Consider the following 21,826-nt stretch of genomic DNA (forward strand, 5'->3'; position numbering starts at 1 on the left):
CTCAGGCCAGATCCTCCGCCCGGCGCATCGCCTTGTGCATGCCGGTCAGCAGCGCCGCGACGCCCGGGTAGAAGCCGGCGCTGAGGGCGAACTGCACCAGGGCGGGCGCCAGGGCGGGCAGCCGCCAGGAGAGCACGGCCTGCAGCACGAAGCCCAGCGCCGCCGCCGCCGCCGCCACCCCCGCATAGACCAGCCACACCACCCAGAAGGATTGCCGCGCCAGGAAGCGGCGGATGCGCAGCACCAGCCCATGCGTCAGCAGCAGCGTCAGCACGGCGATGCCGGGCGGCGCGAAGCCCAGCAGGTCCTGCAGCAGCCCGAGCAGGAAGCAGAGCGGCGGCCCCATCGTGCCGGGGCGGAACACCGACCAGAAGAACACGCAGCCCAGCGTCACCGCCGGCAGCGCCGAGGGCAGGCCCACCGGGGTCGAGACCAGCACCATCAGCAGCGCCGTGCTCACGGCGGGGAAGGCGGCGCGCGCCAGCGCGTCCAGCCGGCGCAGCAGGCCCATGGGTGGCTGCGGCCGCCCTTTCATGCGGGGGTCCGGCCCGGCTCAGCGCCGCGCGCGCGGCTCGGGGCGGGCCACCGCCTCCGGCGGCAGGATGCCGGAGAGGCCGAACTCGAAGATGCGCAGCAAATCCAGCCGGTCCAGCCGGGCGAACAGCTCCACCTCGGCCACGCCGCCCTCCGTCCAGCGCACCATGCCCACCGGCAGGCCGGCGGGGAACACATTGGCCTCGGCGCTGGTCACCACCCGCTCGCCTTCCTGCGGCGGCGCGCCCTCCGGCCAGTGCTGCAGGCGCGGGCGCTCGCCATTGGTGCCCACCATCAGGGCGCGGGAGCGGCTGCCCTCCAGCACCACGGGGATGCGGCTGTTCATGTCGGTCACCAGCAGCACGCGGGCCGAGCGGCTGCCCACCTCGCTGACGCGCCCGGCGAGGCCCCGCTCGTCCAGCGCCACCTGACCCTTGCGCGGGGTCTGGCCGGGCTGGATAGAGAGCAGAACGGCACGGGCATAGGTGCCGCCGGCATCGGCCACCACCCGGGCGGTCTGGAAGCTCGCCGCCCCTTCCGGCACGTAGCGGAGCTGGCGTCGCAGCAGGGCGTTCTCCGTCTCCAGCGCCAGGGCGGCGGCCTGCCAGCGGTGCAGACGCTCGTTCTCGGCGCGCAGCCGGGCATTCTCCTCCCGCATGGCCGCCAGGAAGCGCAGCTCCTGCACCGCGTCCCGCACCGTGCCCATCGGCTCGGCGATGACGCCGTAGATCGGCGCCAGGGCGTCGGCCAGGGTCATGCGGGCACGCTCCACCAGCACCGTGTCGGCCTTGCCGAGCAGCATGGTGCCGAAGGCGGCCGCCACCAGGACGGGCATGGACAGGCGCGCCAGGGCCTGACGCAGCGGAATGCTGAGACGGATCACACGGCCTCCATCCGCCCCGGAGGGGCGGCGCTATGCCTTAATACATGGAGGGTAACGCTTAATACATGGAGGAGAGCACGTGGCGGAGGCGCTTCATCTCGTCGAGCGCCCGCCCGGTGCCCAGGGCGACGCAGGCCAGCGCATCCTCCGCCACGGAGACGGGCAGGCCGGTGGCCTCGCGCAGCACCTGGTCCAGCCGCTGCAGCAGCGCGCCGCCGCCGGTCAGCACGATACCCTTGTCCACGATGTCCGCCGCCAGCTCGGGCGGCGTGTTCTCCAGCGCCACCTTCACCGCCTCGACGATCTGGCTCACCGGCTCGGCGATCGCCTCGGCGATCTGGCGCTGGCTCACCACCACCTCGCGCGGCACCCCGTTCATCAGGTCGCGGCCCTTCACCTCAGTCATCGGGCCTTCCTCGCCATAGTCCGGGTAGGCGGCGGCGCCGATCTCCATCTTGATCCGCTCGGCCGTGCTCTCGCCGATCAGCAGGTTGAAGTGGCGGCGGATGTAGCTGATGATCGCCTCGTCCAGCTTGTCGCCGCCGACGCGCACGCTGCGGGCATAGACGATGCCGCCCAGGCTGATGACGGCCACCTCCGTCGTGCCGCCGCCGATATCGACGATCATCGAGCCGGAAGGCTCCGTCACCGGCAGGCCGGCGCCGATGGCCGCGGCCATCGGCTCCTCGATCAGCAGCACCTTGCGGGCGCCGGCGCTCTCGGCGCTCTCCTGGATGGCGCGCCGCTCCACCGCCGTGGAGCCGGAGGGGACGCAGACGATGATCATCGGCGAGGCGAAGGAGCGCCGGTTGTGCACCTTGCGGATGAAGTGCTTGATCATCTCCTCCGCCACCTCGAAATCGGCGATGACGCCGTCGCGCAGCGGCCGGATGGCGGCGATGTTGCCGGGGGTGCGGCCCAGCATCATCTTGGCCTCCTCGCCCACCGCCAGCACCTGCTTGCGGCCGCGGATGTCCGCGATGGCCACGACGGAGGGCTCGTTCAGCACGATGCCCCGGCCCTTGACGTAGACCAGCGTGTTCGCCGTGCCGAGATCGATGGCCATGTCGGCCGACAGGAAGCCGAACAAGCGGGAGAACATCCAGGGATACCTTCCGAGGGGGACAGACAGCGGGCATCCGCTCGGCGGCAATCCGTCGCGGAGAGGCGCCGTGGATTACCGCCCCCCGCCGCCCCGCTCAAGCGTCATTCCGGATGACGAAGCGGCAACCTTCCGCCCCCTGCCCCGTTGCAGGCGCATGACTCTCTGAACCCTTCAAGGAGCACGATCATGAGGAAGTCCTCTCTCGCTCTGCTGGCCCTCGCCAGCATCGGCCTCGGCGCGTGCGGCTACTCGACCGGTGACCGTGCCGCCTCGGGCGGCCTGCTGGGCGCGGGCGCCGGCGCGGCGGTGGGCTCCCTCACCGGCAGTGCCGGGACCGGTGCCCTGCTGGGCGGCGCCGCCGGTGCGGCGGGCGGTGCCCTGACCCGCGGCGACCAGGTCAATCTCGGCCGCCCCGTCTGGCGCTAAGCTGTTTCTGGCGCCAAGCTGTTTCTGGCGCTGAGCGGCTTCCAGCGGCCCCCGGGGCCGCGCCGTACCGGAGCGCCGGGCAAGTGACATGACGGAACGCCGCGGCACCACGAGGAGCCGCGGCCTTTCGCGTTCTTCCCCTGCGGTCGCCGCACCCCGGGGCGTGGCGCCACCGGCCCGCCTGCGGCTATCCCTTCCCTGCCAGCCTGGCCGCACCGTGCGGCCCCTGCGGGAGAGGAGGAGCCGGGACACCGGCCAGCACGCCATGCCATCTGCCAACTCCTGCCCCGGCACACCGAAGCCTGCGGTGCAGCGCGCATGATCCCGCCCCTCGACGCGGCGGACCGCTCCCTGATCGCCCTGCTGCGCGCCGATGCGCGGCAGCCGCTCACCAGCCTCGCCGCCGCCACCGGCCTCTCCCGCGCCACGGTGAAGGCGCGCATCGACCGGCTGCTGGAGCGCGGCGTCATCCAGGGCTTCACCATCGTGCTGCGGCACGAGGCGGAGCGGGCGCCGGTGCGCGCCATCACCCTGGTCGAGATCGAGGGCAACGCCACCGACCGGGTGACACGCCGCCTTCAGGGCCTTCCCCAGGTGGTGGCGGTCCACGCCACCAATGGCCGCTGGGACCTGGTGCTGGAGGTGGAGACGGAAAGCCTCGAGGCCTTCGACGCGCTGCTCCGGCAGATCCGGCACATCGAGGGCGTGGCCAATACCGAGAGCAACCTGCTGCTAGCCCGCCGCAAGGGCTGACGGTTTGCGCGAAGTGGCCCGCCATTCTGCGCAATCAACCCGCCCTTCTGCGCATTTCTCCGGCTTCTTGCTGAGCCGCCCTCGTCCCCAGACTGCCCGCCACGGCCCCGCTCGGGGCTGCTGGCGGAGGCGAAGGCATGACAATGGGCGGGCAAGGCTGGGTGGTGTTCGGCGCGGCGGCGGATTGGGGCGCCGGCCGGCGCGGTGCCGCTGAGGGTCCTGCCGCGCTGCGCGCCGCCGGCCTGCTGGAAGCCCTCGGCACCGCCGCCGAGGACCGGGGAGACCTCCCCGCCCCCACCCCCCTGCCCCCGGCTGCCCTGGTCCCCGCTGCCCTGGCCCCCTCTGCCCTGGCCCGACTGCGGCCCGAGGGCCCGGCGCACCACCTGCCCCGCATCGCCGCCTGGGTGCGCGCCATCCGCGCCGAGGCCGCAGCCATCCTCGCCAGCGGCCGCCGGCCGCTGCTGCTGGGCGGCGACCACAGCCTGCCCATGGGCTCGGTGGCCGCCAGCGCCACAGCCGCCGCCGCGGCGGGCCGGCCCCTCTACCTGCTCTGGATGGACGCGCATGGGGATTTCAACACCCCCGCCACCTCGCCCAGCGGCAATGTGCACGGCATGGCGCTGGCCGCCCTCTGCGGCGAGCCCGGCCTTGGCGATCTGTGGGGCGCGCCAGCGCCGCCGCCCGTGGCGCCTTCCCGCCTTGCCCTGCTGGGGGTGCGCGACCTCGACCCTGGCGAGGCCCGGCTGCTGCGGGCGCGCGGTGCCGCCGTGCTCGGCATGGACCGGTTGCGCGCGGAAGGCCTGGCCCCGCTGCGCCGCTTCCTGGAGGAGGCCGTGGCGGCGGGGGGCTGGCTGCATGTCAGCCTGGATGTGGACGTGCTCGACCCCACGCTGATGCCCGGCACCGGCACCCCCGTGCCGGGCGGCCTCTCGCAGGAGGCGCTGGCGGCGGCGCTGGCCCTGGTGCGCGGGAGCGGCCTGCTCCGCGCCCTCGACCTGGTCGAGCTGAACCCGCGCCTCGATCCCTCGGGCGCCAGCGCCCGCCGGGCCGTCGCCCTCGTCGCGCCGCTGCTGGCCACCCCCGCCCTGCGCGACGCCGCCTGAACCCTGCATGGAGGAGAGCCCGTCATGTCCGTGCTTCCCGGCCTGATCCGCACCGAGCAGGAACTCGGCGCGCAGAACTACAAGCCGCTCGACGTCGTGCTGACGCGCGGCCAGGGCGTCTGGGTGTGGGATGTCGAGGGGCGGCGCTACCTCGACTGCCTCTCCGCCTATTCGGCGGTGAACCAGGGGCATTGCCACCCGCGCATCCTGGCCGCCATGGTCGAGCAGGCGGGGCGCCTCACCCTCACCTCCCGCGCCTTCCGCAACGACCAGCTCGCGCTGTTCTACGAGGAGATCGCGGCGCTCACCGGCGCGCACAAGGTGCTGCCGATGAACAGCGGTGCCGAGGCGGTGGAGACGGCGCTGAAATGCGTCCGCAAATGGGGCTATGCGGTGAAGGGCGTGCCGGAGGGCCGCGCCGAGATCATCGTCTGCGACGGGAACTTCCACGGCCGCACCCTCGGCATCGTCGGCTTCTCGACCGACCCGGAGGCACGCGGCCAGTTCGGCCCCTTCGCCCCCGGCTTCCGCGTGGTGCCCTTCGGCGACGCGGCGGCGCTGGAGGCGGCCATCACGCCGCACACCGTGGCGGTGCTGGCCGAGCCGATCCAGGGCGAGGCCGGCGTCATCATCCCGCCCCCCGGCTATTTCCGCCGGGTGCGGGAGCTCTGCACGCGGCACGATGTCGTGCTGGTGCTGGACGAGATCCAGACCGGCCTCGGCCGCACCGGGCGCCTGCTGGCGGAGGAGCATGAGGGCATCGAGGCGGATGTGACGCTGGTGGGCAAGGCGCTCTCGGGTGGTTTCTACCCGGTTTCGGCCGTGCTCTCGAACTCCGACGTGCTGGGCGTGCTGCGCCCCGGGCAGCACGGCTCCACCTTCGGCGGCAACCCGCTGGCCTGCGCCGTGGCGCGCATGGCGCTGCGCGTGCTGATGGAGGAAGGCATGGTGGGCAACGCCGCCGCCCAGGGGGCGCATTTCCGCGCCGGGCTGGAGGGCATCGGCGGTGGCCTCATCCGCGCGGTGCGCGGGCGGGGGCTGATGCTGGCGGTGGAGCTGCACCCCCAGGCCGGCGGCGCCCGGCGCTACTGCGAGGCACTGCGCGAGCGCGGCATCCTGGCCAAGGACACGCACGACCACACCATCCGCATCGCGCCGCCCCTCGTCATCACGCGCGGCGAGGTGGAGTGGGCGGTGGAGCAGTTCGAGGCGGTGTTGGGCCATTAGAAAAAGAGTCAGGGGGCGCCGCCCCCCGGCCCCCGCCGGGGGGATAGTATCCCCCCGGACCCCGCCATCAGGTCAGGCGGTGCGCATCATCTCGGGCGGCGCGGTGCGGGCGCGCTTGGAGAGCAGCTTGTTCAGCGCATGCACATAGGCGCGGGCAGATGCGATGATGGTGTCCGTGTCGGCGCCCTGGCCGTCCACCAGCTTGCCTTCTTCCTCCAGCCGTACCGTCACGCGCGCCTGCGCGTCGGTGCCGCCGGTGACGGACTGCACGGCATAGAGCTTCAGCGTCGCCTTGTGCGGCACCACCTGCTGCAGCGCGTTGAAGGTGGCATCCACCGCGCCATCGCCGCCGGCCACGGCCTCCACCTTCTCGCCGTCGATCTCCACCGCCAGCGAGGCGGTGGGGCGGGTGCCCATGCCGGTGGCCACCGTCAGCGCCAGCAGCTTCAGCCGGTCATGGCCGCGCACCACCTCGTCATCGACCAGGGCGACGATGTCCTCGTCGAACACGCTCTTCTTGCGGTCGGCCAGGTCCTTGAAGCGGCGGAAGGCGTCGTTCAGCTGGTTGTCGCCCAGCGTGTAGCCCAGGCTCGCCAGCTTGTCGCGGAAGGCGGCGCGGCCGGAATGCTTGCCCATCACCAGCGCGTTGGTGGCCCAGCCGACGCTCTCCGGCGTCATGATCTCGTAGGTGGTCTTGTCCTTCAGCACGCCATCCTGGTGGATGCCGCTCTCATGCGCGAAGGCGTTGCGGCCGACGATGGCCTTGTTCGGCTGCACGTCGAAGCCGGTGATGGTGGCCAGCAGGCGGCTGGTCTTGAGGATGTTCTGCGTGACGATGCCGGTGGTGTAGGGCATGGCGTCGGCGCGGGTGCGCAGCGCCATCGCCACCTCCTCCAGGCTGGCATTGCCCGCCCGCTCGCCGATGCCGTTGATCGTGGCCTCCACCTGCCGCGCGCCGGCCTCCAGGCAGGCCAGGGTGTTGGCCACCGCCAAGCCCAGATCGTCATGGTTGTGGGCGGAGAAGATCACGCCATCGGCGCCCGGCACCCGCTCGCGCAGCATGGTGAAGATGCGCGTGAGGTCGGCCGGGATGGCATAGCCCACCGTGTCCGGCACGTTGATGGTGGTGGCGCCGGCCTTGATGGCGGCCTCGACGCAGCGGCACAGGAAGTCGGGGTCCGTGCGGCTGCCATCCTCGGCCGACCATTCGACATCCGCCACGTGGTTGCGCGCCAGCGAGACGGATTTGGTGATGGCCTCCAGCACTTCCTCGCGGCTCATCCGCAGCTTGACGCGCATGTGCAGGTCGGAGGTGGAGAGGAAGGTGTGGATGCGCTGGCGGGCAGCGGGCTTCACCGCCTCGACGGCGCGCAGGATGTCGCCCGGCGCGGAGCGCGACAGGCCGCACACGACGGGACCGTCCTTGGCGAAGCGCTGCGCGATGGACTGGACGCTCTCGAAATCGCCCTGGCTGGCGATGGGGAAGCCCGCCTCCATGACATCGATGCCCAGCTCGGCCAGGGCCTCGGCCATGCGCAGCTTCTCCTCCAGGTTCATGGAGAAGCCGGGGGACTGCTCGCCATCGCGCAGCGTGGTGTCGAAGACGATGACGCGCTTGTCGTCGATGGTGCCGAAGCTGGGGTGGTTGATGGCCATGGGGCGTTCCTTCGTTGCTTGACTCGAGCCGGGCAGGCATGGGCGCGCGAGGCACCCAGGGGTCCCCCTGAGCGATGCCGGCCAGTCAGCCGGGCGTCACGCCCAGGGGCGGCTAAGTCGAAGGAGAAGGAGGCCGGAAAGGGCGCGCGCGGCGACGGCGGCGGAACCGTTCGTCAGGCCGTGGATGCGCGCGGCGGCGTTCATGGAAGAGACGATAGCAGGCCCGCGCCCCGCCGCAAGCGCTTTCTTCCCCTGAATCCGCCCCTGTCCCTCGCGCGGTCACGCCGCCTGCACGGCCTGCAGGAAGGCATCCGATTTCTGCCGCAGCGCCACGGCCTGCCCGCTCAGCTCGGCGGCGGAGTCCAGCACGCTGCCCGCCGCGTGGCGCGTCTCCTCCGCCGCGCTGCTCACATCGGCGATGCGGCGGCTGACGGCGCCGGCGCTGTCCGATACCTGCGCGGCGCTGCGGGCGATCTCCTGCGTGGCCGCCGCCTGCTGCTCCACCGCGGCGGCGATGGCGGAGGTGACCTCGTTCATCCGCTCCACCGTGGCGCCGATGCCGCGCAGCACGACCACCGCCTCGGCGGTGCTGCCCTGGATGGCCTGGATCTGCTGGCCAATCTCCTCGGTGGCGCGGGCGGTCTGCCCGGCGAGGTTCTTCACCTCGGAGGCGACGACGGCGAAGCCCTTGCCGGCCTCCCCCGCCCGCGCCGCCTCGATCGTGGCGTTCAGCGCCAGCAGGTTGGTCTGCCCGGCGATGTCCTGGATCAGCTGCACCACGTCGCCGATGCGGCCCGCCGCCTCCGACAGGGCCTGGATGGTGACATCGGCGCGGCGGGTCTCGCCCGCTGCCTCCTGCGCCACGCCGGCGCCGCTCTGCACCTGCCGCGTCACCTCCGCCACGCTGGCGGCGAGCTGCTCCGCGCTGGCGGCCACCGCCTGCACGCTGGCCCCGGCGCGCTCCCCCTCCGCCGCCACCGCGCCCGCCTCCTGGCCGGAGCGGGTGGCGCTGGCGCTCATGCCGCGCGCCGCCTCCTGCAGGGCGCCGGCCGAGCGGGCGACGGCGTTCACCACCGCCCCCACCTCCGCCTCGAAGCCGGCGGCGAGGCGGGATTGCGCGGTGATCAGCGACCAGCTCAGCATCGGCCCCACATAGCCGCCCTGCGCATCGCGGATGGCGGTGACGCGAAGCGCCAGCACCTCGTCGCCCAGGCGGATTTTGGCGGCGTAGGGCAGGCGCGCCGGGTCGGCCAGGATGTCGCGGATACGCTGGCGCTGCGCCGGCGGATGGAACAGATCGACGCTCTGCCCCGCGAGTTCCTCCACCCGGCATGGCAACGCGTGCTGCAGCGGCCGCAGCCCCTCGCGGCTCGCCTCGTTCAGATAGGTGATGCGGAACCCGTCCTTCGGATCGGCGGTCATGACGCCGAGCGGCAGCTGCTCCAGCATCTGGCTCTGCGCGAAGGCACGGCCGACCGTCGCCTGCAGCGCCTGCATGGCCTGGGCGATGGTGCCGATCTCGTCGCGCCGCCCGAGGCCCGGAACGCCGGCCGTCGTCTGGCCCGCTGCCAGCGCCGCCATCGCCGCCGCCAGACGGCGCAGGGGAGTGCCGATGGCGCGGGCGTTGATCAGCCCGAGCAGCAGCAGCAGCAGCGCCGCCGTCAGCCCCAGGATCAACATCGTGTGGCGGGCATTCTCCATCGCCGCCTCCAGCCGCAGGCGGCCTTCCTCGCTGGCGCTGGCCACCTGCGCGCCGGCATCGTCCAGCGCCTTCTCCAGTCGCTCGCGGTTGGCGACCACCCCATCCTGGCGCAGCCGGTCGATCTGCTCCAGCGCCTCCAGGATGGCACCGCCGGCATCGCCGACCTGCCTCGCCTGGTCGATCCAGTCGCGCAGCGCGGCGTCGCCGGCGGCAAGCCGCGCGGCGCCGCGGAGATAGACGCGCGACTGCTGGATGGCGCTGCGCACGCGGCGCATCTGCGTGGCCTCGCCCGACAGCATGTAGTCCTGCAGGCCGAGGCGGATCTCGGTGATGGCGCGGTGCAGGGTGAGCAGGCTGCCGCGCGTCTCCTCCCGCTGCGCCGCAGGCTGCGAGAACTCGATGCTGCCCATCACCACCTCGAACAGCCGCTCGTATTCGCGGCCGAGGGCGGAGAGGCGGTCGCGCGTCTCCAGCACCGCGCGGCGCCGCTCGGTCACGGCGTCGCGCACCTGGGCGTATTCGCCGAACAGGGCCAGCGCCGCGTCCAGCGTCTGCCTGACCCGGCCGCCCGCCGCCTGGCGCTGGGCTTCCTGCACATGGCCGCGGGCGCGCTCCATCTCCTGCGCGCCCTGGCTCCGGGCGGCTTCCAGCGCCTGGAGGTTCTGCGCGTTGACGACATCCCGCAGCTGCACCCGCGCCGCCTGGATGGCTGTGCCGGTCAGGTGGAGCTGCATCTCCACCTCGTCGGCCACCAGCTCCGCTTCGCTCTCGAGCCGGATGGTGTCGAGGCTCCGCCAGACGCCGCCCACCATCAGGCCGAGCAGCAGGACCGGCACCAATGCCGCCAGGGCGAGCCTGCGGCCGACGGTCATGGAAAGGGGAAAGACGGGCATGTTGCCTCCAGGTCATTCCCCTTGTGGCAAACTCTCCTGAAACGCCGGTAAACGCGGCGACCGGCCCCGCATGGCCGTCGCCGCCCCATGGCGCCGCCCGCCTCAGCCCCGGGGCGGATGCACCCTCAGCCAGTGCCGCGCGATCTCCTCGCGCGTCGCCACCCAGACGTCGCGCTGCGCCACGACATGGTCGAGGAAGCGCGCCAGGGCGGCGGCGCGCCCCGGCCGGCCCACCAGCCGGCAATGCAGGCCGACGCTCATCATCTTCGGCGCCGTCTCCCCTTCCCGGCGGAGGAAGTCGAAGGCGTCCGTCAGGTGCTGGGTGAAGCCGTCATTCGCGGTGAAGCCGGGCGGCACCGCGAACTTCATGTCGTTGTTGTCGAGCGTGTAGGGGAGGACCAGCAGCGGCCGGCCGGCGGCGGTGACGTAGTAGGGCAGGTCGTCGTCATAGGCGTCGCTGTCGTAGAGGAAGCCGCCATGCTCGGCGACGAGGCGGCGCGTCCGCTCGCTGATGCGGCCCGTGTACCAGCCCACGGGCGGCTTCCCCACCGTGCGGGCGATGGTCTCGACGCATTGCGCGATGTGCCGCCGCTCGGTGGCCTCGTCCACCTCCTGGTAGTTGATCCAGCGCCAGCCATGGCTGGCCACCTCGTGCCCCGCCTCGGCGAAGGCGCGGCCCACCGCCGGGTTCAGCTCCAGCGCACGGCCGACGCCATAGACCGTCAGCTTCAGCCCGCGCTCGGCGAACATCCGCAGCACGCGCCAGACGCCGGCACGGGCGCCGTAGTCGAACTGGCTCTCCTTGCCGATGTCGCGCATCCCGAGCACCGGGTTCCCGCCCGGCGTCTCGTTCAGGTAGATCTCGCTGCCGGCATCGCCGTTCAGCACGCTGTTCTCGCCGCCCTCCTCGTAGTTCAGCACGAAGGAGAGGGCGAGCTTCGCGCCGCCCGGCCATTGCGGGTCGGGCGGGTTGGGGCCGTAGCCGGCGAAATCGCGGGGGTAGCCGCTTTCTGGGGCGAGGATCGTCATGGGAAGGAAGCTTGGCGGCGCCGCGCGCGGCGCGTCAACCGGCCGCTGCGGGACGAGTCACAGCCTGGGGCGAGGCGCATCCGGCGGGATGAAGGTGATGGGCACCTGGAGCGAGATCGGCTCACCCCGCGCCACCAGCGCCGCCGGCGGCGGCGGAAGCGGCGCAGACGACAGCACGATGGCGAGCGCGGCGGCGTCGAACAGGGGCTCGCGGGAGGAGCTGACAATCTGCGGCGTGTAGATCCCGCCATTCTCGGCCACGGTGAAGCGCACCCTTACCGTGCCGGATGTCATGGGCCTCGCCTGGGTGGGATCGTGCGGGAAATAGCGCTTGCTCTGGATCTTCCGGCTGACCTCGCCGCTCCAGCTGGCCAGCTCGCGCTGCTGTTCGGGCGTGAGGGCCGGGGAGGTGGCGCAGGCGCCCAACTCCAGAAGGCCCAACCCCAGAAGCAGGCCCAGCGCCGCCATGCGCAACTTCCCCACGCCACGATTCTCCCTGCCGGGCTGTTCCGCTCAAGCTCTAGAGCGGAACAGCCCTGGTGGGAACCATCCTTCGGCGCCCTGCTCAGCCCGCGCCGGAGGCCGCCACCTCCCCGTGTACGAGGGACTGGATGAAGCCCAGCTTCCGCACCACCGCCGGCGACAGCACGAAGGGGTAGAGGTCGGCCGCGCCCATGCAGCGGTTGAGGCTGTTCACCGCCGCCGTCAGCGGCACCCAGGCTTCCATCACGGGCTGGATGTCGGTGGCCCTGTAGGGGTCGAAATCCACCTCGGCGCTCATCTCGCCGGTGCGGTCGGCGCGCGGGTCGATGCCGATGCCGAAGGCACGTGCCATCTCCAGCGTGTCGATGATGTGCAGGTAGTGCGCCCAGGTCTCGGCGAAATCCTCCCAGGGGTGGGCGGTGGCGTAGGTGGAGACGAAGTTCTCCTGCCAGTCCTCGGGTGGGCCCTCATTGTAGTGGCGTTGCAGCGCGGCGCCGTAATCCTGGCTGTCGTCGCCGAACACGGCGCGGCACTCCTCCAGCCGGCCGCCGTCGCGCACCAGCCGGTCCCAGAAGTAATGGCCGGATTCGTGGCGGAAATGGCCGAGCAGGGTGCGGTAGGGCTCGCCCATGCTGGTGCGGCGCCGGACGCGCTCGGCATCGTCCGCCTCGGCCAGCGCCAGGGTGATCAGGCCGTTGTCATGCCCGGTCATCACCATGGGCCCCTGCTCCGCCGGCGGATCGGCCAGGAAGTCGAAGGCCAGGCCCTCCTCGGGGTCCTCCTGCCGGGTCCTCATCGGCAGGCCGAGGCGCAGGAAGCTGTACATGGCGCGGCGCTTGGCCGTCTCGATCCGGCGCCACTGCGCCGCGTGCGCGGGGTTGGAGAGGTCGGGGATGGTCCGGTTGTGACGGCAGGCGAGGCAGAAGGTGTCCGCGCTGTCCTCCGGCACCAGCCAGTTGCAGGCATCGTGCGCGGCATTGTCGCAGAAGCGGTGCAGGCGGGCGGCATCGGCGCGCGGCCGCCAGAGCTGGCCCACCGCCTGGGAGGAGGTCTCGGCCTGCGCGTTCTCCGCCGGGCCGTCCGCCGCCTGCCCGGCGGCCTGCTGGGCCGAGGCGGCGCCGTCGGCGGCCTGCACCACGCCGCCCTCGGGCTCCGCCGGGTCAAGCGCGGAGAGGCGGTTCACGCCGGGCACATAGCCCAGCGTGGCGCCGCAGGATTCACAGCGGGTGTTCTCGAAGTAGAGGAGCTGCCCGCAGACCTCGCAGTTGAAAAGCCGCATGCCACTGTTCCTTGCCGCCCGGTGCCATCCATCCGGGCGAGGCAGGAACGGGCCGCGCCGCCCGCGGTTGCCGGGCGGGACACGCCGCCATGAGCCGCAGACACGAAAAGGGGCGCCGAAGCGCCCCGTCCCGGTTCAGTTCTTGGCCTTGTCGACCAGCGCGCCCTTGGTGATCCAGGGCATCATGGAGCGCAGCTTGGTGCCGACCTCCTCGATCGGGTGCTCGGCCAGGCGGCGGCGGGTGGCCTTGAAGCTCGCCTGGTTGACCTTGTTCTCCAGCATCCAGTCGCGGGTGAACTTGCCCGACTGGATGTCGTTCAGCACGCGCTTCATCTCGGCCTTGGTCTCGGCGGTGATGATGCGCGGGCCGGTCACGTACTCGCCATACTCGGCGGTGTTGGAGATCGAGTAGTTCATGTTGGCGATGCCGCCCTCATAGATGAGGTCGACGATCAGCTTCACCTCGTGCAGGCACTCGAAATAGGCCATCTCGGGGGCGTAGCCGGCTTCCACCAGCGTCTCGAAGCCCGCCTTGATCAGCTCGACCAGGCCGCCGCAGAGCACGACCTGCTCGCCGAACAGGTCGGTCTCGCACTCTTCCTTGAAGGTCGTCTCGATGATGCCCGAGCGGCCGCCGCCGACGGCGGAGGCGTAGGAGAGCGCGATCTCCAGCGCGTTGCCCGAGGGGTTCTGGTGCACCGCCACCAGGCAGGGCACGCCGCCGCCCTTCTGGTACTCGCCGCGCACCGTGTGGCCGGGGCCCTTCGGCGCGATCATGAACACGTCGATGTCGGGGCGCGGCTCGATCAGGTTGAAGTGCACGTTCAGCCCGTGCGCGAAGGCCAGCGCGGCGCCTTCCTTCATGTTGGCGTGCAGGTGGTCGCGGTAGAGGTCGCCCTGGCCCTCGTCGGGGGTCAGCACCATCACCACGTCGGCCCACTTCGCCGCCTCGGCGGGCGAGAGCACCTTGAAGCCGGCGGCCTCGGCCTTCTTCGCGGAGGGGCCGGGGCGCAGGCCGATGGCCACCTCGGCCACGCCGGAATCGCGCATGTTCAGCGCATGGGCGTGGCCCTGGCTGCCAAAGCCGATGACCGCGACCTTCTTGGCCTTGATCAGGTTCACATCCGCATCACGGTCGTAATACACGCGCATCTCTGGCGCACTCCCCCGAAAGGTTCACTCACTCCACGGCCGGGCCCCCTGCCCCGCCGCGCATCCTCGTCCGGGGGAGCCCCCCGGCCGCGCTCAGACGGTCAGGCTGGCGGTGCCCCGCGCGATGGCCACCGCGCCGGTGCGGCTGACCTCGGCGAGCCCGATCGGCCGCATCAGGTTGATGAAGGCATCCAGCTTCTCGGCATTGCCCGTCATCTCGAAGACGAAGCTCTCGGTGGTGGCGTCCACCACGCGGGCGCGGAAGGCGTCCGCCAGGCGCAGCGCCTCCTGCCGGGCGGAGCCGCTGCCCACCACCTTGATCAGCGCCAGCTCGCGGTTGAGGTGCGGCCCCTCCAGCGTCAGGTCGGCCACCTTGTGGACGGGCACCAGCCGGTCGAGCTGCGCCTTGATCTGCTCGATCACCATCTCCGTGCCGGAGGTGACGACGGTGATGCGGGAGAGCCGCCCCTCCGCGTCCACCGGCGCCACGGTCAGGCTGTCGATGTTGTAGCCGCGGCCGGAAAACAGGCCGATGACGCGGGCCAGCACGCCGGCCTCGTTCTCCACCAGCACCGCGATGGTCGCGGCGCGGTGCGTCATGTCGGATGGGTCAGGCATGGTCTGTCCTGGGAAGGATCGGTCGGGATGAGGAGGCGGAAGTTTCGGGCGGGTGCCGGCGCTCAGACGAGCGCCGTCCCCTCATCCGTCACCCCGGCGCCGCCGCTGATCTGGTTCGAGGCCAGCAGCATCTCGTTGTGCGCGGCGCCCGAGGGGATCATCGGGAAGACGTTTTCCTTCTGGTCCACCGCGATGTCGGCGATCACCGGGCGGTCGATGGCGATCATCTCGCGGATCACCCCGTCCAGGTCGTCCGTGCTCTCGGCGCGCAGGCCCACGCCGTGGAAGCTCTCGGCCAGCCTGACGAAATCGGGCAGCGCCTCGGAGTAGCTCTCGGAATAGCGGCCGCCATGCAGCAGCTCCTGCCACTGCCGCACCATGCCCATGTACTGGTTGTTCAGGATGAACACCTTCACCGGCAGGCGGTACTGCGCCAGCGTCGACATCTCTTGGATGTTCATCAGGATCGAGGCCTCGCCGGCGATGTCGATCACCAGCGCGTCCGGGTGCGCCACCTGCACGCCCATCGCCGCCGGCAGGCCGTAGCCCATGGTGCCGAGCCCGCCCGAGGTCATCCAGCGGTTCGGCTTCTCGAAGCCGAAATACTGGGCGGCCCACATCTGGTGCTGGCCGACCTCGGTGGAGATGAAGGTCTCCTTGCCGCTCTGCTGCGTCAGCTCGTAGAGGCGCTTCACCGCGTGCTGCGGCTTGATGATGCGGCTCTCCTGCACGTAGTGCAGGCAGTTGCGGCCGCGCCACTCGTCGATCTGGCGCCACCAGCCGGCCAGCGCCTCGCGGTCCTGCGCCGCGCCATCCGCCTCCCAGGCGGCGATCAGCGCGCGCAGCACGGAGGCCGCGTCGCCCACGACCGGCACCTCGACCTTGACGTTCTTGTTGATCGAGGAGGGGTCGATGTCGGCGTGGATCTTCAGCGAGTTCGGCGCGAAGGCGTTGAGCCGCCCGGTCACGCGGTCATCGAAGCGGGCGCCGATGTTGAACATCACGTCGCACCCGTGCATGGCGAGGTTCGCCTCGTAGGTGCCGTGCATGCCCAGCATGCCCAGGAACTGCGGGTCGCTCGCCGGGTAGCAGCCCAGGCTCATCAGCGTGTTGGTGCAGGGCATGCCCGCCATCCGCACGAACTTCGTCAGCAGCTCGGAGGCTTCCGGCCCGGCATTGATCACGCCGCCGCCGGCATAGACCACCGGGCGCTTGGCGCCCTTGAGCATGGCCACGGCCTTGGCGATCTGCGCCGCGTCCGGCTCGGTCTGCGGGCGGTAGGAGCGGTGCTCCACCTGAGGCGCCGGCTTGTAGGGGCCCTTGCCGATCAGGATGTCCTTCGGCAGGTCGATCACCACCGGGCCGGGGCGGCCGGAGCGCGCCACGTAGAAGGCGTCGTGCACCGTCTCGGCCAGCTTGTCGATCTGCTTGACCAGGTAGTTGTGCTTGGTGGCGGGGCGGGTGATGCCGGTGGTGTCCGCCTCCTGGAAGGCGTCGTTGCCGATCAGGTGGGTCGGCACCTGCCCGGTCAGGCAGACGATGGGGATGCTGTCGAGCAGCGCGTCCACCAGCCCGGTCACGGCGTTGGTGGCGCCGGGGCCGGAAGTGACCAGCACGCAGCCCACCTTGCCGGTGGAGCGGGCATAGCCTTCCGCCGCGTGCACCGCCGCCTGCTCGTGCCGCACCAGGATGTGGCGGATGGCGTTCTGCTGGAAGATGGCGTCGTAGATGGGCAGGACGGCGCCGCCCGGATAGCCGAAGATGACCTCTACGCCCTGCTCCTTCAGCGCGCGCAGGACGATCTCGGCACCCGTCAGGGACTGGGTGTCGGATGCGGCGGGAAGGATGGCGGAAGACATGATGCTTCTGGCTTTCCTGTGGCTGTTTGCCGGGCGCGTTCTCCGCCCGGGCCCCCGATCTACGCGCCCTGCTGCCCCGCGTCAACGCGCGAACAAACAAACGCGAAAATTTCCCCCAATTCTCTTTCCGAAAATTGCTTTAGATGCGTGACACGCGCATGGATCGTATGCGTCTCGCTCGGGGCCGCCAGCGTCTGGTGGCGGAACCAGGTGGCCTGGCGCTTGGTGTACTGGCCGATGGCGAGGCAGGCGCGCCGCCCCGCCTCCGCCCGGTCCCAGCGCCCGGCCAGCATGGCGGCCAGTTCCGGCACGCCATGCGCGCGCATCGCCGGCAGGGCGGGGTCGAGGCCGCGCGCCAGCAGGGCGCGCACCTCCTCCACCGCGCCCGCGCGCAGCATCGCCTCCCAGCGCAGGGCGGTCGCCTCGCGCAGCGCCTCGCGCACCTGGTCCAGCCGCAGCGCGGCGAGGCGCCAGGGCGTGCCGTCCGGCCGCCGCGCCGGGCCAGCGCCGCCTTCCGGCAGCCAGGCCGAGAGGCCGCGCCCGGTGCCGCGCCACACCTCGAAGGCACGGGCCAGGCGCTGGCTGTCGGTCGGGCGCAGCCGGGCGGCGGTGCCGGGATCGACCGCGGCGAGGCGGGCATGCAGCGCCGCCGGCCCTTCCGCCGCCAGCAGGCCGCGCGCCTCCTCCCGTGCCGCCTCGGGGATGGGCGGGATCTCCACCAGCCCCTCGGCCAGGGCGCGGAAATACATCCCCGTGCCGCCGCACAGGATGGGCAGGCGCCCCGCCGCATGGGCCGCGGCCATCTCCGCCAGCGCCCGCTCCCGCCACCAGGCCACGCTCGCGGCCTCGGCCGGGTCGCGCTCGCCATAGAGGCGGTGCGGCGCCTCCGCCTGTTCCGCCGCCGAGGGCTGCGCCGTCAGCACCGCGAGCCCTGCATAGACCTGCATGCTGTCGGTGTTGATCACCACGCCGCCAAGCCGCGCGGCCAGTCCCAGCGCCAGGGCCGACTTGCCGCTGGCGGTGGGGCCAGCCACCAGCAGCGCCCGCGGGCCATGCTCCAGAGGTTCACGCGCCGGAGGTTGATCCGTCATCGGCCAACGGGCATGGTCCGCCCCCCATGCAGCATGTGCTCACCCTGATCGCGCCCGCAGGCCAACTGCAGGCGCCCCTCGCCGCGCGGATCCGTTCCGCGCTCATCGATATCGGCGCCGACGCCGCCACCCCCGAATGGCTGGCCGAGGGCGAGGCGCTCGACCTGCCCTTCGCCGGCCTCGCGCCGGAGCAGGCGGATGCCGCCGCCCGCGCCGCGCTGGAGGGCGCGGCGGTGGACTGCATCGCCCAGCCCGCCGAGGGCCGGCGCAAGCGCCTGCTGATCGCCGACATGGACAGCACCATCGTCACCAGCGAGACGCTGGACGAGCTGGCCGCCTATGCCGGGCTGAAGGAGCGCGTGGCCGAGATCACCCGCCGCAGCATGAATGGCGAGATCGACTTCTCCGCCGCGCTGCGCGAGCGGGTGGCGATGCTGAAGGGCCTCTCCCTCTCGGCGCTGGAGGCCACCTGGGCCGAGACCCGGCTGATGCCGGGCGCCACGGAGCTGGTCGGCACCATGGTGGCGCATGGCGCGCATTGCGCCCTCGCCTCTGGCGGCTTCACCTGGTTCACCGGGCGGGTGGCGGCCCAGGCCGGCTTCACCAGCCACCACGCCAATGTGCTGGAGGATGACGGAGAGGCGCTGACCGGCACCGTGGCCGAGCCCATCTTCGACCGCGACGCCAAGCTCGCCACCCTCAAGCGCCTCTGCGCCGAGCTGGGGCTGCCGCTCTCGGCCAGCATCGCCGTGGGGGATGGCGCCAACGACCTCGCCATGCTCGGCGCGGCCGGCCTCGGCGTGGCCTACCGGGCCAAGCCGGTGGTCGCCGCGGCGGCGCGGGTTCGGGTCGATCATGCGGATCTGCGCGCCCTCCTCTTCGCGCAGGGGTATCGCGCGGGAGAATTCGTCTCGTAAAGGGACGCATATAAAAGAAAGGCCGGGGGAATGAATTCCCCCGGACCCCCTTCTTCTTTCTGTCAGTCCGGCAGCAGACTCAGCCGGGGTTGCCGCTGCGCTCGGGCTGCAGGCGCAGCGGCACGAAGCGCTGGCCCTGCCCGTTCTCGATCAGCATGAGCGCGCTCGGGCGGTTCTGCTTGCGCAGCCGGGCGATCTGCTCCTGCACCTCCTGCGGGGTGGAGACGCGGTTCTGCTGCACCTCCAGGATCATGTCGCCCGCCGTCAGGCCACGCTCGGCGGCGCTGCTGCCGGGCGAGACCTCGGTGATCACCACGCCCCGCGCATCCTCGCGCAGGCTGAAGCGCTCCCGCGTCTCGGGCGAGACCGGCGCCACCTTCAGGCCAAGGCCGGACAGCTCCACGGCGGCACCCGGGCGGGCCTGCTGCGGCGCCGCGCTGGCGGCGGCCTGCTGCTCGGCCGGCAGCTCGGCCACGGTGACGCGCACCGTCTCCTCCTTGCCGTTGCGCCACACCACCACGGGCGCCTCGGTGCCGACCTTGGTCTCGGCCACGATGCGCGGCAGCTGCCGCATCTCGCGCACATCCTGGTCGTTGAACTTCAGGATGACGTCGCCGTTCTGGATGCCGCCCTTGGCGGCGGGGCCGTCCTCCTGGGCGCGCGCCACCAGGGCGCCGCGCGCGCCGCCCGGCAGGGCCAGGCTCTCGGCGATCTCGTCCGTCACCTGCTGGATGTTCACGCCCAGCCAGCCGCGCCGCACCCGGCCGCCATCCCGCAGCTGCCCGACGATGTTGCGCGCCAGGTTGGAGGGAATGGCGAAGCCGATGCCGATCGAGCCGCCGGAAGGCGAGACGATGGCGGTGTTGATGCCGATCACCTCGCCCTTCACGTTGAACAGCGGGCCGCCCGAATTGCCGCGGTTGATGGCGGCGTCGGTCTGGATGAAGTCGTCATACGGGCCGGCATTGATGTTGCGGCCGCGCGCCGAGACGATGCCCGAGGTGACCGAGCCACCGAAGCCGAGCGGGTTGCCGATGGCCAGCACCCAGTCGCCCACCTCGGCCGTGTCGGAATCGCCGAAGGGCACCACGGGCAGCGGCTTGTCCGTCTTCACCTGCAGCACGGCGAGGTCGGTGCGGCTGTCGGTGCCCACCAGCTCGGCCTTCAGCGTGGTGTTGTCGTGCAGCACCACGTTGATCTCGTCGGCACCGTCGATGACGTGGTTGTTCGTCACGATGATGCCGGAGGCGTCGACGATGAAGCCCGAGCCCTGGCTCTGCTGGCGGCGCGGCGGCTGGCCGGGGCGGGCGCCCGGCGGCCGGTTGCGCTCGAAGAACTCGCGGAACAGCTCCTCGAAGGGGCTGCCCGGCGGGGCCTGCGGCATTTCCGGCGCATCCGGCCGGTTGCCGCGCGCCTGCAGCGTCTGGCTGGTCTGGATGTTGACCACCGAGGGCAGCAGCTTGCGCGCCAGCGGCGCGAAGCTCTCCGGGGTGGTGGCGACGGGGCCCGGCGCCGCGGGGGTGTTGGGCGCGACGGTCGCCGGCTGGGCCACGGCCCGCAACGGCTGGGCGAGCGGCACCGCGGCGACCGTGGCACTCAGGATCAGGGTGGCGAGACGCATCGGCAAACCTCGCTTGCGACAAGCAGAACCCGGACGGGGATCGGTCCGGCATGGGGGAGAGAATGGGGCGGCGCGGGCGGCGCCGGAAGGGCAGCCGGACCCGAGCATGATGGAAAAGCTGTTACAAAAAGCTTCGCCCCGGCTGCGGTTGCAACCGGGGCGGGCCTTCCTGTCACAAAGATTGGCCCGCGCCTCAGGCGCGTACCAGCAGCGTCGCCGCCACCACGGCCACCACGGCGACGCCAAGCCCGACCAGCCGAAGCCGCTCCGACGGCTGCAGGGCGAGAGTGGCCAGGGCGCGGCGCATGGCGCCGGGGAAGGCCGCGTAGAGCAGCCCCTCCAGCGCCAGCACCACCGCCATGCCGGCCAGGACCTGGAAGGCGGTCACGCCGCTATCCGGTTCAGTTGGCCGGTGCCGGGCTGGCGGGTGCCGGGCTGGCGGGCGCCGGGCTGGCGGGCGCCGGCGCGGCCTGGGCCGCGGCGCCGTTCGGCTCCGCCTCGGCCCCTGGCGTCGGGCGCACGCCCGGTACCGGAAGGCCCGGGCGGCTCTGCCGGAAATAGCGGAAGAACTCCGAATCCGGCGTCAGCACCAGCCGGGTCTCGCCCTCGGAGAAGGCCTCCCGGTAGGCCTGCATGGCGCGGTAGAAGCCGAAGAACTCCGGGTCCCGCTGGTAGGCATCGGCGAAGATGCGGATCGCCTCCTGCTCGCCCTGGCCGCGCAGCGTGTCGGCCTGCGCCTGGCTCTCGGCCAGGATCACGGTCCGCTCGCGGTCGGCCCCGGCGCGGACGCGCGCCGCCACCTCGGCGCCCTCGGCGCGCGCCTCGCGCGCCACGCGCTCGCGCTCCGACTGCATCCGGCTGAGGATGGCCTGGGTGTTCTCCTCCGGCAGGTCGGCGCGGCGGATGCGCACATCCTCCACCGCCACGCCGAAGCGGCGGGCCTCCTCGTTCACCTGGCGGTTGATCTCCGTCATGATCCGCGCGCGGTCGGAGGAGAGCACGGCCAGCAGCGGCTCGTTGCCGAGCACGCGGCGCAGCGCCGAGACCACCACCGAGGAGAGCCGGGCACGGATGCCCGCCTCCTGCGCGCCCACCGTCTGGAAGAACAGCAGCGGGTCGGTGATGCGGAAGCGGGTGAAGCTGTCCACGATCAGCCGGCGCTGGTCGCTCAGGATCACCTCCTCGCCCGGCGCGTCGTAGTCGAGCAGCCGGCGGTCGAAGCTGATGACCGTCTGGATGAAGGGGATCTTGGCGTGCAGGCCCGGGTCGTTGATCACCCGGATCGGCTCGCCGAACTGCGTCACCAGCACCTGCTCGGTCTGGTGCACGGTGAACAGCGAGGAGGCGGCGGTGGCGATGCCCACCAGCACCACGCCGCCCAGCAGCAGCATGCGGTTCATCGGGCGCCTCCCTGCGCGTTGGCGCGCGGCGGGTTCAGCACCGCGAGGCGCGCCAGCGGCGCGGCGGCGGCGGCGGCGGCGGCGCGCGGCGAGGT

Annotated in this window: 20 protein-coding genes; 5 read left to right on the forward strand and 15 right to left on the reverse strand. The window is 72.0% G+C overall.

The window, feature by feature from the left end; genetic code table 11:
* Position 1 precedes the first annotated feature (1 nt).
* Genes mreD through ACFOY6_RS15155 form a run of 3 tightly spaced genes read right to left on the reverse strand, consistent with a single transcriptional unit; the run spans position 2 to position 2,519 of the window.
* Positions 2-511, reverse strand: coding sequence for a rod shape-determining protein MreD (mreD, locus tag ACFOY6_RS15145; protein ID WP_245906040.1), 510 nt, complete (start codon positions 509-511; stop codon positions 2-4).
* A 42-nt stretch (positions 512-553) separates the two neighbouring features.
* Positions 554-1,417: a rod shape-determining protein MreC gene (mreC, locus tag ACFOY6_RS15150; RefSeq protein WP_379634853.1), complete on the reverse strand. Its 864-nt coding sequence runs from the start codon at positions 1,415-1,417 to the stop codon at positions 554-556.
* Between the two features lie 58 nt (positions 1,418-1,475).
* A complete protein-coding gene (locus ACFOY6_RS15155; RefSeq protein WP_109515128.1) occupies positions 1,476-2,519 on the reverse strand; it encodes a rod shape-determining protein in 1,044 nt (347 codons plus the stop codon).
* 189 nt (positions 2,520-2,708) lie between these two features.
* Here ACFOY6_RS15155 and ACFOY6_RS15160 point away from each other — a divergent pair, with 189 nt between their 5' ends.
* From ACFOY6_RS15160 to rocD, 4 genes are all read left to right on the forward strand, one after another.
* A complete protein-coding gene (locus tag ACFOY6_RS15160) occupies positions 2,709-2,948 on the forward strand; it encodes a hypothetical protein (RefSeq protein WP_109515127.1) in 240 nt (79 codons plus the stop codon).
* Positions 2,949-3,266: 318 nt separating this feature from the next.
* The gene (locus ACFOY6_RS15165) at positions 3,267-3,701 is read left to right on the forward strand and encodes an Lrp/AsnC family transcriptional regulator (protein WP_109515126.1); all 435 of its coding nucleotides are present in this window, start codon (positions 3,267-3,269) and stop codon (positions 3,699-3,701) included.
* Positions 3,702-3,838: 137 nt separating this feature from the next.
* Entirely contained in the window at positions 3,839-4,804 is a 966-nt protein-coding gene (locus ACFOY6_RS15170; protein ID WP_379651580.1) for an arginase family protein, read from the forward strand.
* Between the two features lie 24 nt (positions 4,805-4,828).
* Complete coding sequence (gene rocD / locus ACFOY6_RS15175) at positions 4,829-6,031, forward strand: ornithine--oxo-acid transaminase (protein WP_379651581.1); 1,203 nt, start codon at positions 4,829-4,831, stop codon at positions 6,029-6,031.
* A gap of 72 nt (positions 6,032-6,103) precedes the next feature.
* Here the strand turns inward: rocD and ACFOY6_RS15180 are convergent, their stop codons facing one another.
* The 9 genes from ACFOY6_RS15180 to miaA all read right to left on the reverse strand — a co-directional run bounded on the left by ACFOY6_RS15180 (position 6,104) and on the right by miaA (position 17,793).
* Positions 6,104-7,687: a 2-isopropylmalate synthase gene (locus ACFOY6_RS15180; RefSeq protein WP_379634860.1), complete on the reverse strand. Its 1,584-nt coding sequence runs from the start codon at positions 7,685-7,687 to the stop codon at positions 6,104-6,106.
* A gap of 279 nt (positions 7,688-7,966) precedes the next feature.
* Entirely contained in the window at positions 7,967-10,282 is a 2,316-nt protein-coding gene (locus ACFOY6_RS15185) for a methyl-accepting chemotaxis protein (protein WP_109515122.1), read from the reverse strand.
* Positions 10,283-10,384: 102 nt separating this feature from the next.
* Positions 10,385-11,311, reverse strand: a complete 927-nt coding sequence (gene puuE, locus ACFOY6_RS15190) for an allantoinase PuuE (RefSeq protein ID WP_109515121.1) — start codon at positions 11,309-11,311, stop codon at positions 10,385-10,387.
* A gap of 57 nt (positions 11,312-11,368) precedes the next feature.
* The gene (locus ACFOY6_RS15195) at positions 11,369-11,779 is read right to left on the reverse strand and encodes an energy transducer TonB (protein WP_379651582.1); all 411 of its coding nucleotides are present in this window, start codon (positions 11,777-11,779) and stop codon (positions 11,369-11,371) included.
* A 97-nt stretch (positions 11,780-11,876) separates the two neighbouring features.
* Complete coding sequence (locus tag ACFOY6_RS15200) at positions 11,877-13,073, reverse strand: zinc-binding metallopeptidase family protein (protein ID WP_379651583.1); 1,197 nt, start codon at positions 13,071-13,073, stop codon at positions 11,877-11,879.
* Between the two features lie 135 nt (positions 13,074-13,208).
* Entirely contained in the window at positions 13,209-14,225 is a 1,017-nt protein-coding gene (gene ilvC / locus ACFOY6_RS15205) for a ketol-acid reductoisomerase (protein WP_109515118.1), read from the reverse strand.
* 93 nt (positions 14,226-14,318) lie between these two features.
* A complete protein-coding gene (gene ilvN, locus ACFOY6_RS15210; RefSeq protein WP_109515117.1) occupies positions 14,319-14,843 on the reverse strand; it encodes an acetolactate synthase small subunit in 525 nt (174 codons plus the stop codon).
* Between the two features lie 62 nt (positions 14,844-14,905).
* The gene (locus tag ACFOY6_RS15215; RefSeq protein ID WP_379634868.1) at positions 14,906-16,702 is read right to left on the reverse strand and encodes an acetolactate synthase 3 large subunit; all 1,797 of its coding nucleotides are present in this window, start codon (positions 16,700-16,702) and stop codon (positions 14,906-14,908) included.
* A 59-nt stretch (positions 16,703-16,761) separates the two neighbouring features.
* Entirely contained in the window at positions 16,762-17,793 is a 1,032-nt protein-coding gene (miaA, locus tag ACFOY6_RS15220) for a tRNA (adenosine(37)-N6)-dimethylallyltransferase MiaA (protein WP_379651584.1), read from the reverse strand.
* Positions 17,794-17,819: 26 nt separating this feature from the next.
* Here miaA and serB point away from each other — a divergent pair, with 26 nt between their 5' ends.
* On the forward strand, positions 17,820-18,710 hold the full coding sequence (gene serB / locus ACFOY6_RS15225) for a phosphoserine phosphatase SerB (RefSeq protein WP_379634870.1): 891 nt from the start codon (positions 17,820-17,822) through the stop codon (positions 18,708-18,710).
* A gap of 79 nt (positions 18,711-18,789) precedes the next feature.
* On the opposite strand, the gene ACFOY6_RS15230 is transcribed toward serB, so the two are convergent.
* The 3 genes from ACFOY6_RS15230 to hflC form a co-directional block, all read right to left on the reverse strand.
* On the reverse strand, positions 18,790-20,331 hold the full coding sequence (locus ACFOY6_RS15230) for a DegQ family serine endoprotease (protein ID WP_379634871.1): 1,542 nt from the start codon (positions 20,329-20,331) through the stop codon (positions 18,790-18,792).
* 193 nt (positions 20,332-20,524) lie between these two features.
* Entirely contained in the window at positions 20,525-20,719 is a 195-nt protein-coding gene (locus ACFOY6_RS15235; RefSeq protein ID WP_219929655.1) for a DUF2065 domain-containing protein, read from the reverse strand.
* A gap of 13 nt (positions 20,720-20,732) precedes the next feature.
* Positions 20,733-21,731 (reverse strand): protease modulator HflC, encoded by a 999-nt coding sequence (hflC, locus tag ACFOY6_RS15240; RefSeq protein WP_379651585.1) that lies wholly within the window; start codon positions 21,729-21,731, stop codon positions 20,733-20,735.
* Positions 21,732-21,826: the final 95 nt, after the last annotated feature.

This window comes from Teichococcus aestuarii, assembly GCF_042651065.1.
Lineage (GTDB): Bacteria > Pseudomonadota > Alphaproteobacteria > Acetobacterales > Acetobacteraceae > Pseudoroseomonas > Pseudoroseomonas aestuarii.

What these genes read in the sequence shown, in the direction of transcription:
- mreD (WP_245906040.1), bottom strand. Translation starts at nt 511, where the DNA reads ATGGGCCTGCTGCGCCGGCTGGACGCGCTGGCGCGCGCCGCCTTCCCC.
- ACFOY6_RS15155 (WP_109515128.1), bottom strand. Translation starts at nt 2,519, where the DNA reads ATGTTCTCCCGCTTGTTCGGCTTCCTGTCGGCCGACATGGCCATCGAT.
- ACFOY6_RS15160 (WP_109515127.1), top strand. Translation starts at nt 2,709, where the DNA reads ATGAGGAAGTCCTCTCTCGCTCTGCTGGCCCTCGCCAGCATCGGCCTC.
- ACFOY6_RS15165 (WP_109515126.1), top strand. Translation starts at nt 3,267, where the DNA reads ATGATCCCGCCCCTCGACGCGGCGGACCGCTCCCTGATCGCCCTGCTG.
- ACFOY6_RS15170 (WP_379651580.1), top strand. Translation starts at nt 3,839, where the DNA reads ATGACAATGGGCGGGCAAGGCTGGGTGGTGTTCGGCGCGGCGGCGGAT.
- rocD (WP_379651581.1), top strand. Translation starts at nt 4,829, where the DNA reads ATGTCCGTGCTTCCCGGCCTGATCCGCACCGAGCAGGAACTCGGCGCG.
- ACFOY6_RS15180 (WP_379634860.1), bottom strand. Translation starts at nt 7,687, where the DNA reads ATGGCCATCAACCACCCCAGCTTCGGCACCATCGACGACAAGCGCGTC.
- ACFOY6_RS15185 (WP_109515122.1), bottom strand. Translation starts at nt 10,282, where the DNA reads ATGCCCGTCTTTCCCCTTTCCATGACCGTCGGCCGCAGGCTCGCCCTG.
- puuE (WP_109515121.1), bottom strand. Translation starts at nt 11,311, where the DNA reads ATGACGATCCTCGCCCCAGAAAGCGGCTACCCCCGCGATTTCGCCGGC.
- ACFOY6_RS15195 (WP_379651582.1), bottom strand. Translation starts at nt 11,779, where the DNA reads ATGGCGGCGCTGGGCCTGCTTCTGGGGTTGGGCCTTCTGGAGTTGGGC.
- ACFOY6_RS15200 (WP_379651583.1), bottom strand. Translation starts at nt 13,073, where the DNA reads ATGCGGCTTTTCAACTGCGAGGTCTGCGGGCAGCTCCTCTACTTCGAG.
- ilvC (WP_109515118.1), bottom strand. Translation starts at nt 14,225, where the DNA reads ATGCGCGTGTATTACGACCGTGATGCGGATGTGAACCTGATCAAGGCC.
- ilvN (WP_109515117.1), bottom strand. Translation starts at nt 14,843, where the DNA reads ATGCCTGACCCATCCGACATGACGCACCGCGCCGCGACCATCGCGGTG.
- ACFOY6_RS15215 (WP_379634868.1), bottom strand. Translation starts at nt 16,702, where the DNA reads ATGTCTTCCGCCATCCTTCCCGCCGCATCCGACACCCAGTCCCTGACG.
- miaA (WP_379651584.1), bottom strand. Translation starts at nt 17,793, where the DNA reads ATGACGGATCAACCTCCGGCGCGTGAACCTCTGGAGCATGGCCCGCGG.
- serB (WP_379634870.1), top strand. Translation starts at nt 17,820, where the DNA reads ATGCAGCATGTGCTCACCCTGATCGCGCCCGCAGGCCAACTGCAGGCG.
- ACFOY6_RS15230 (WP_379634871.1), bottom strand. Translation starts at nt 20,331, where the DNA reads ATGCGTCTCGCCACCCTGATCCTGAGTGCCACGGTCGCCGCGGTGCCG.
- hflC (WP_379651585.1), bottom strand. Translation starts at nt 21,731, where the DNA reads ATGAACCGCATGCTGCTGCTGGGCGGCGTGGTGCTGGTGGGCATCGCC.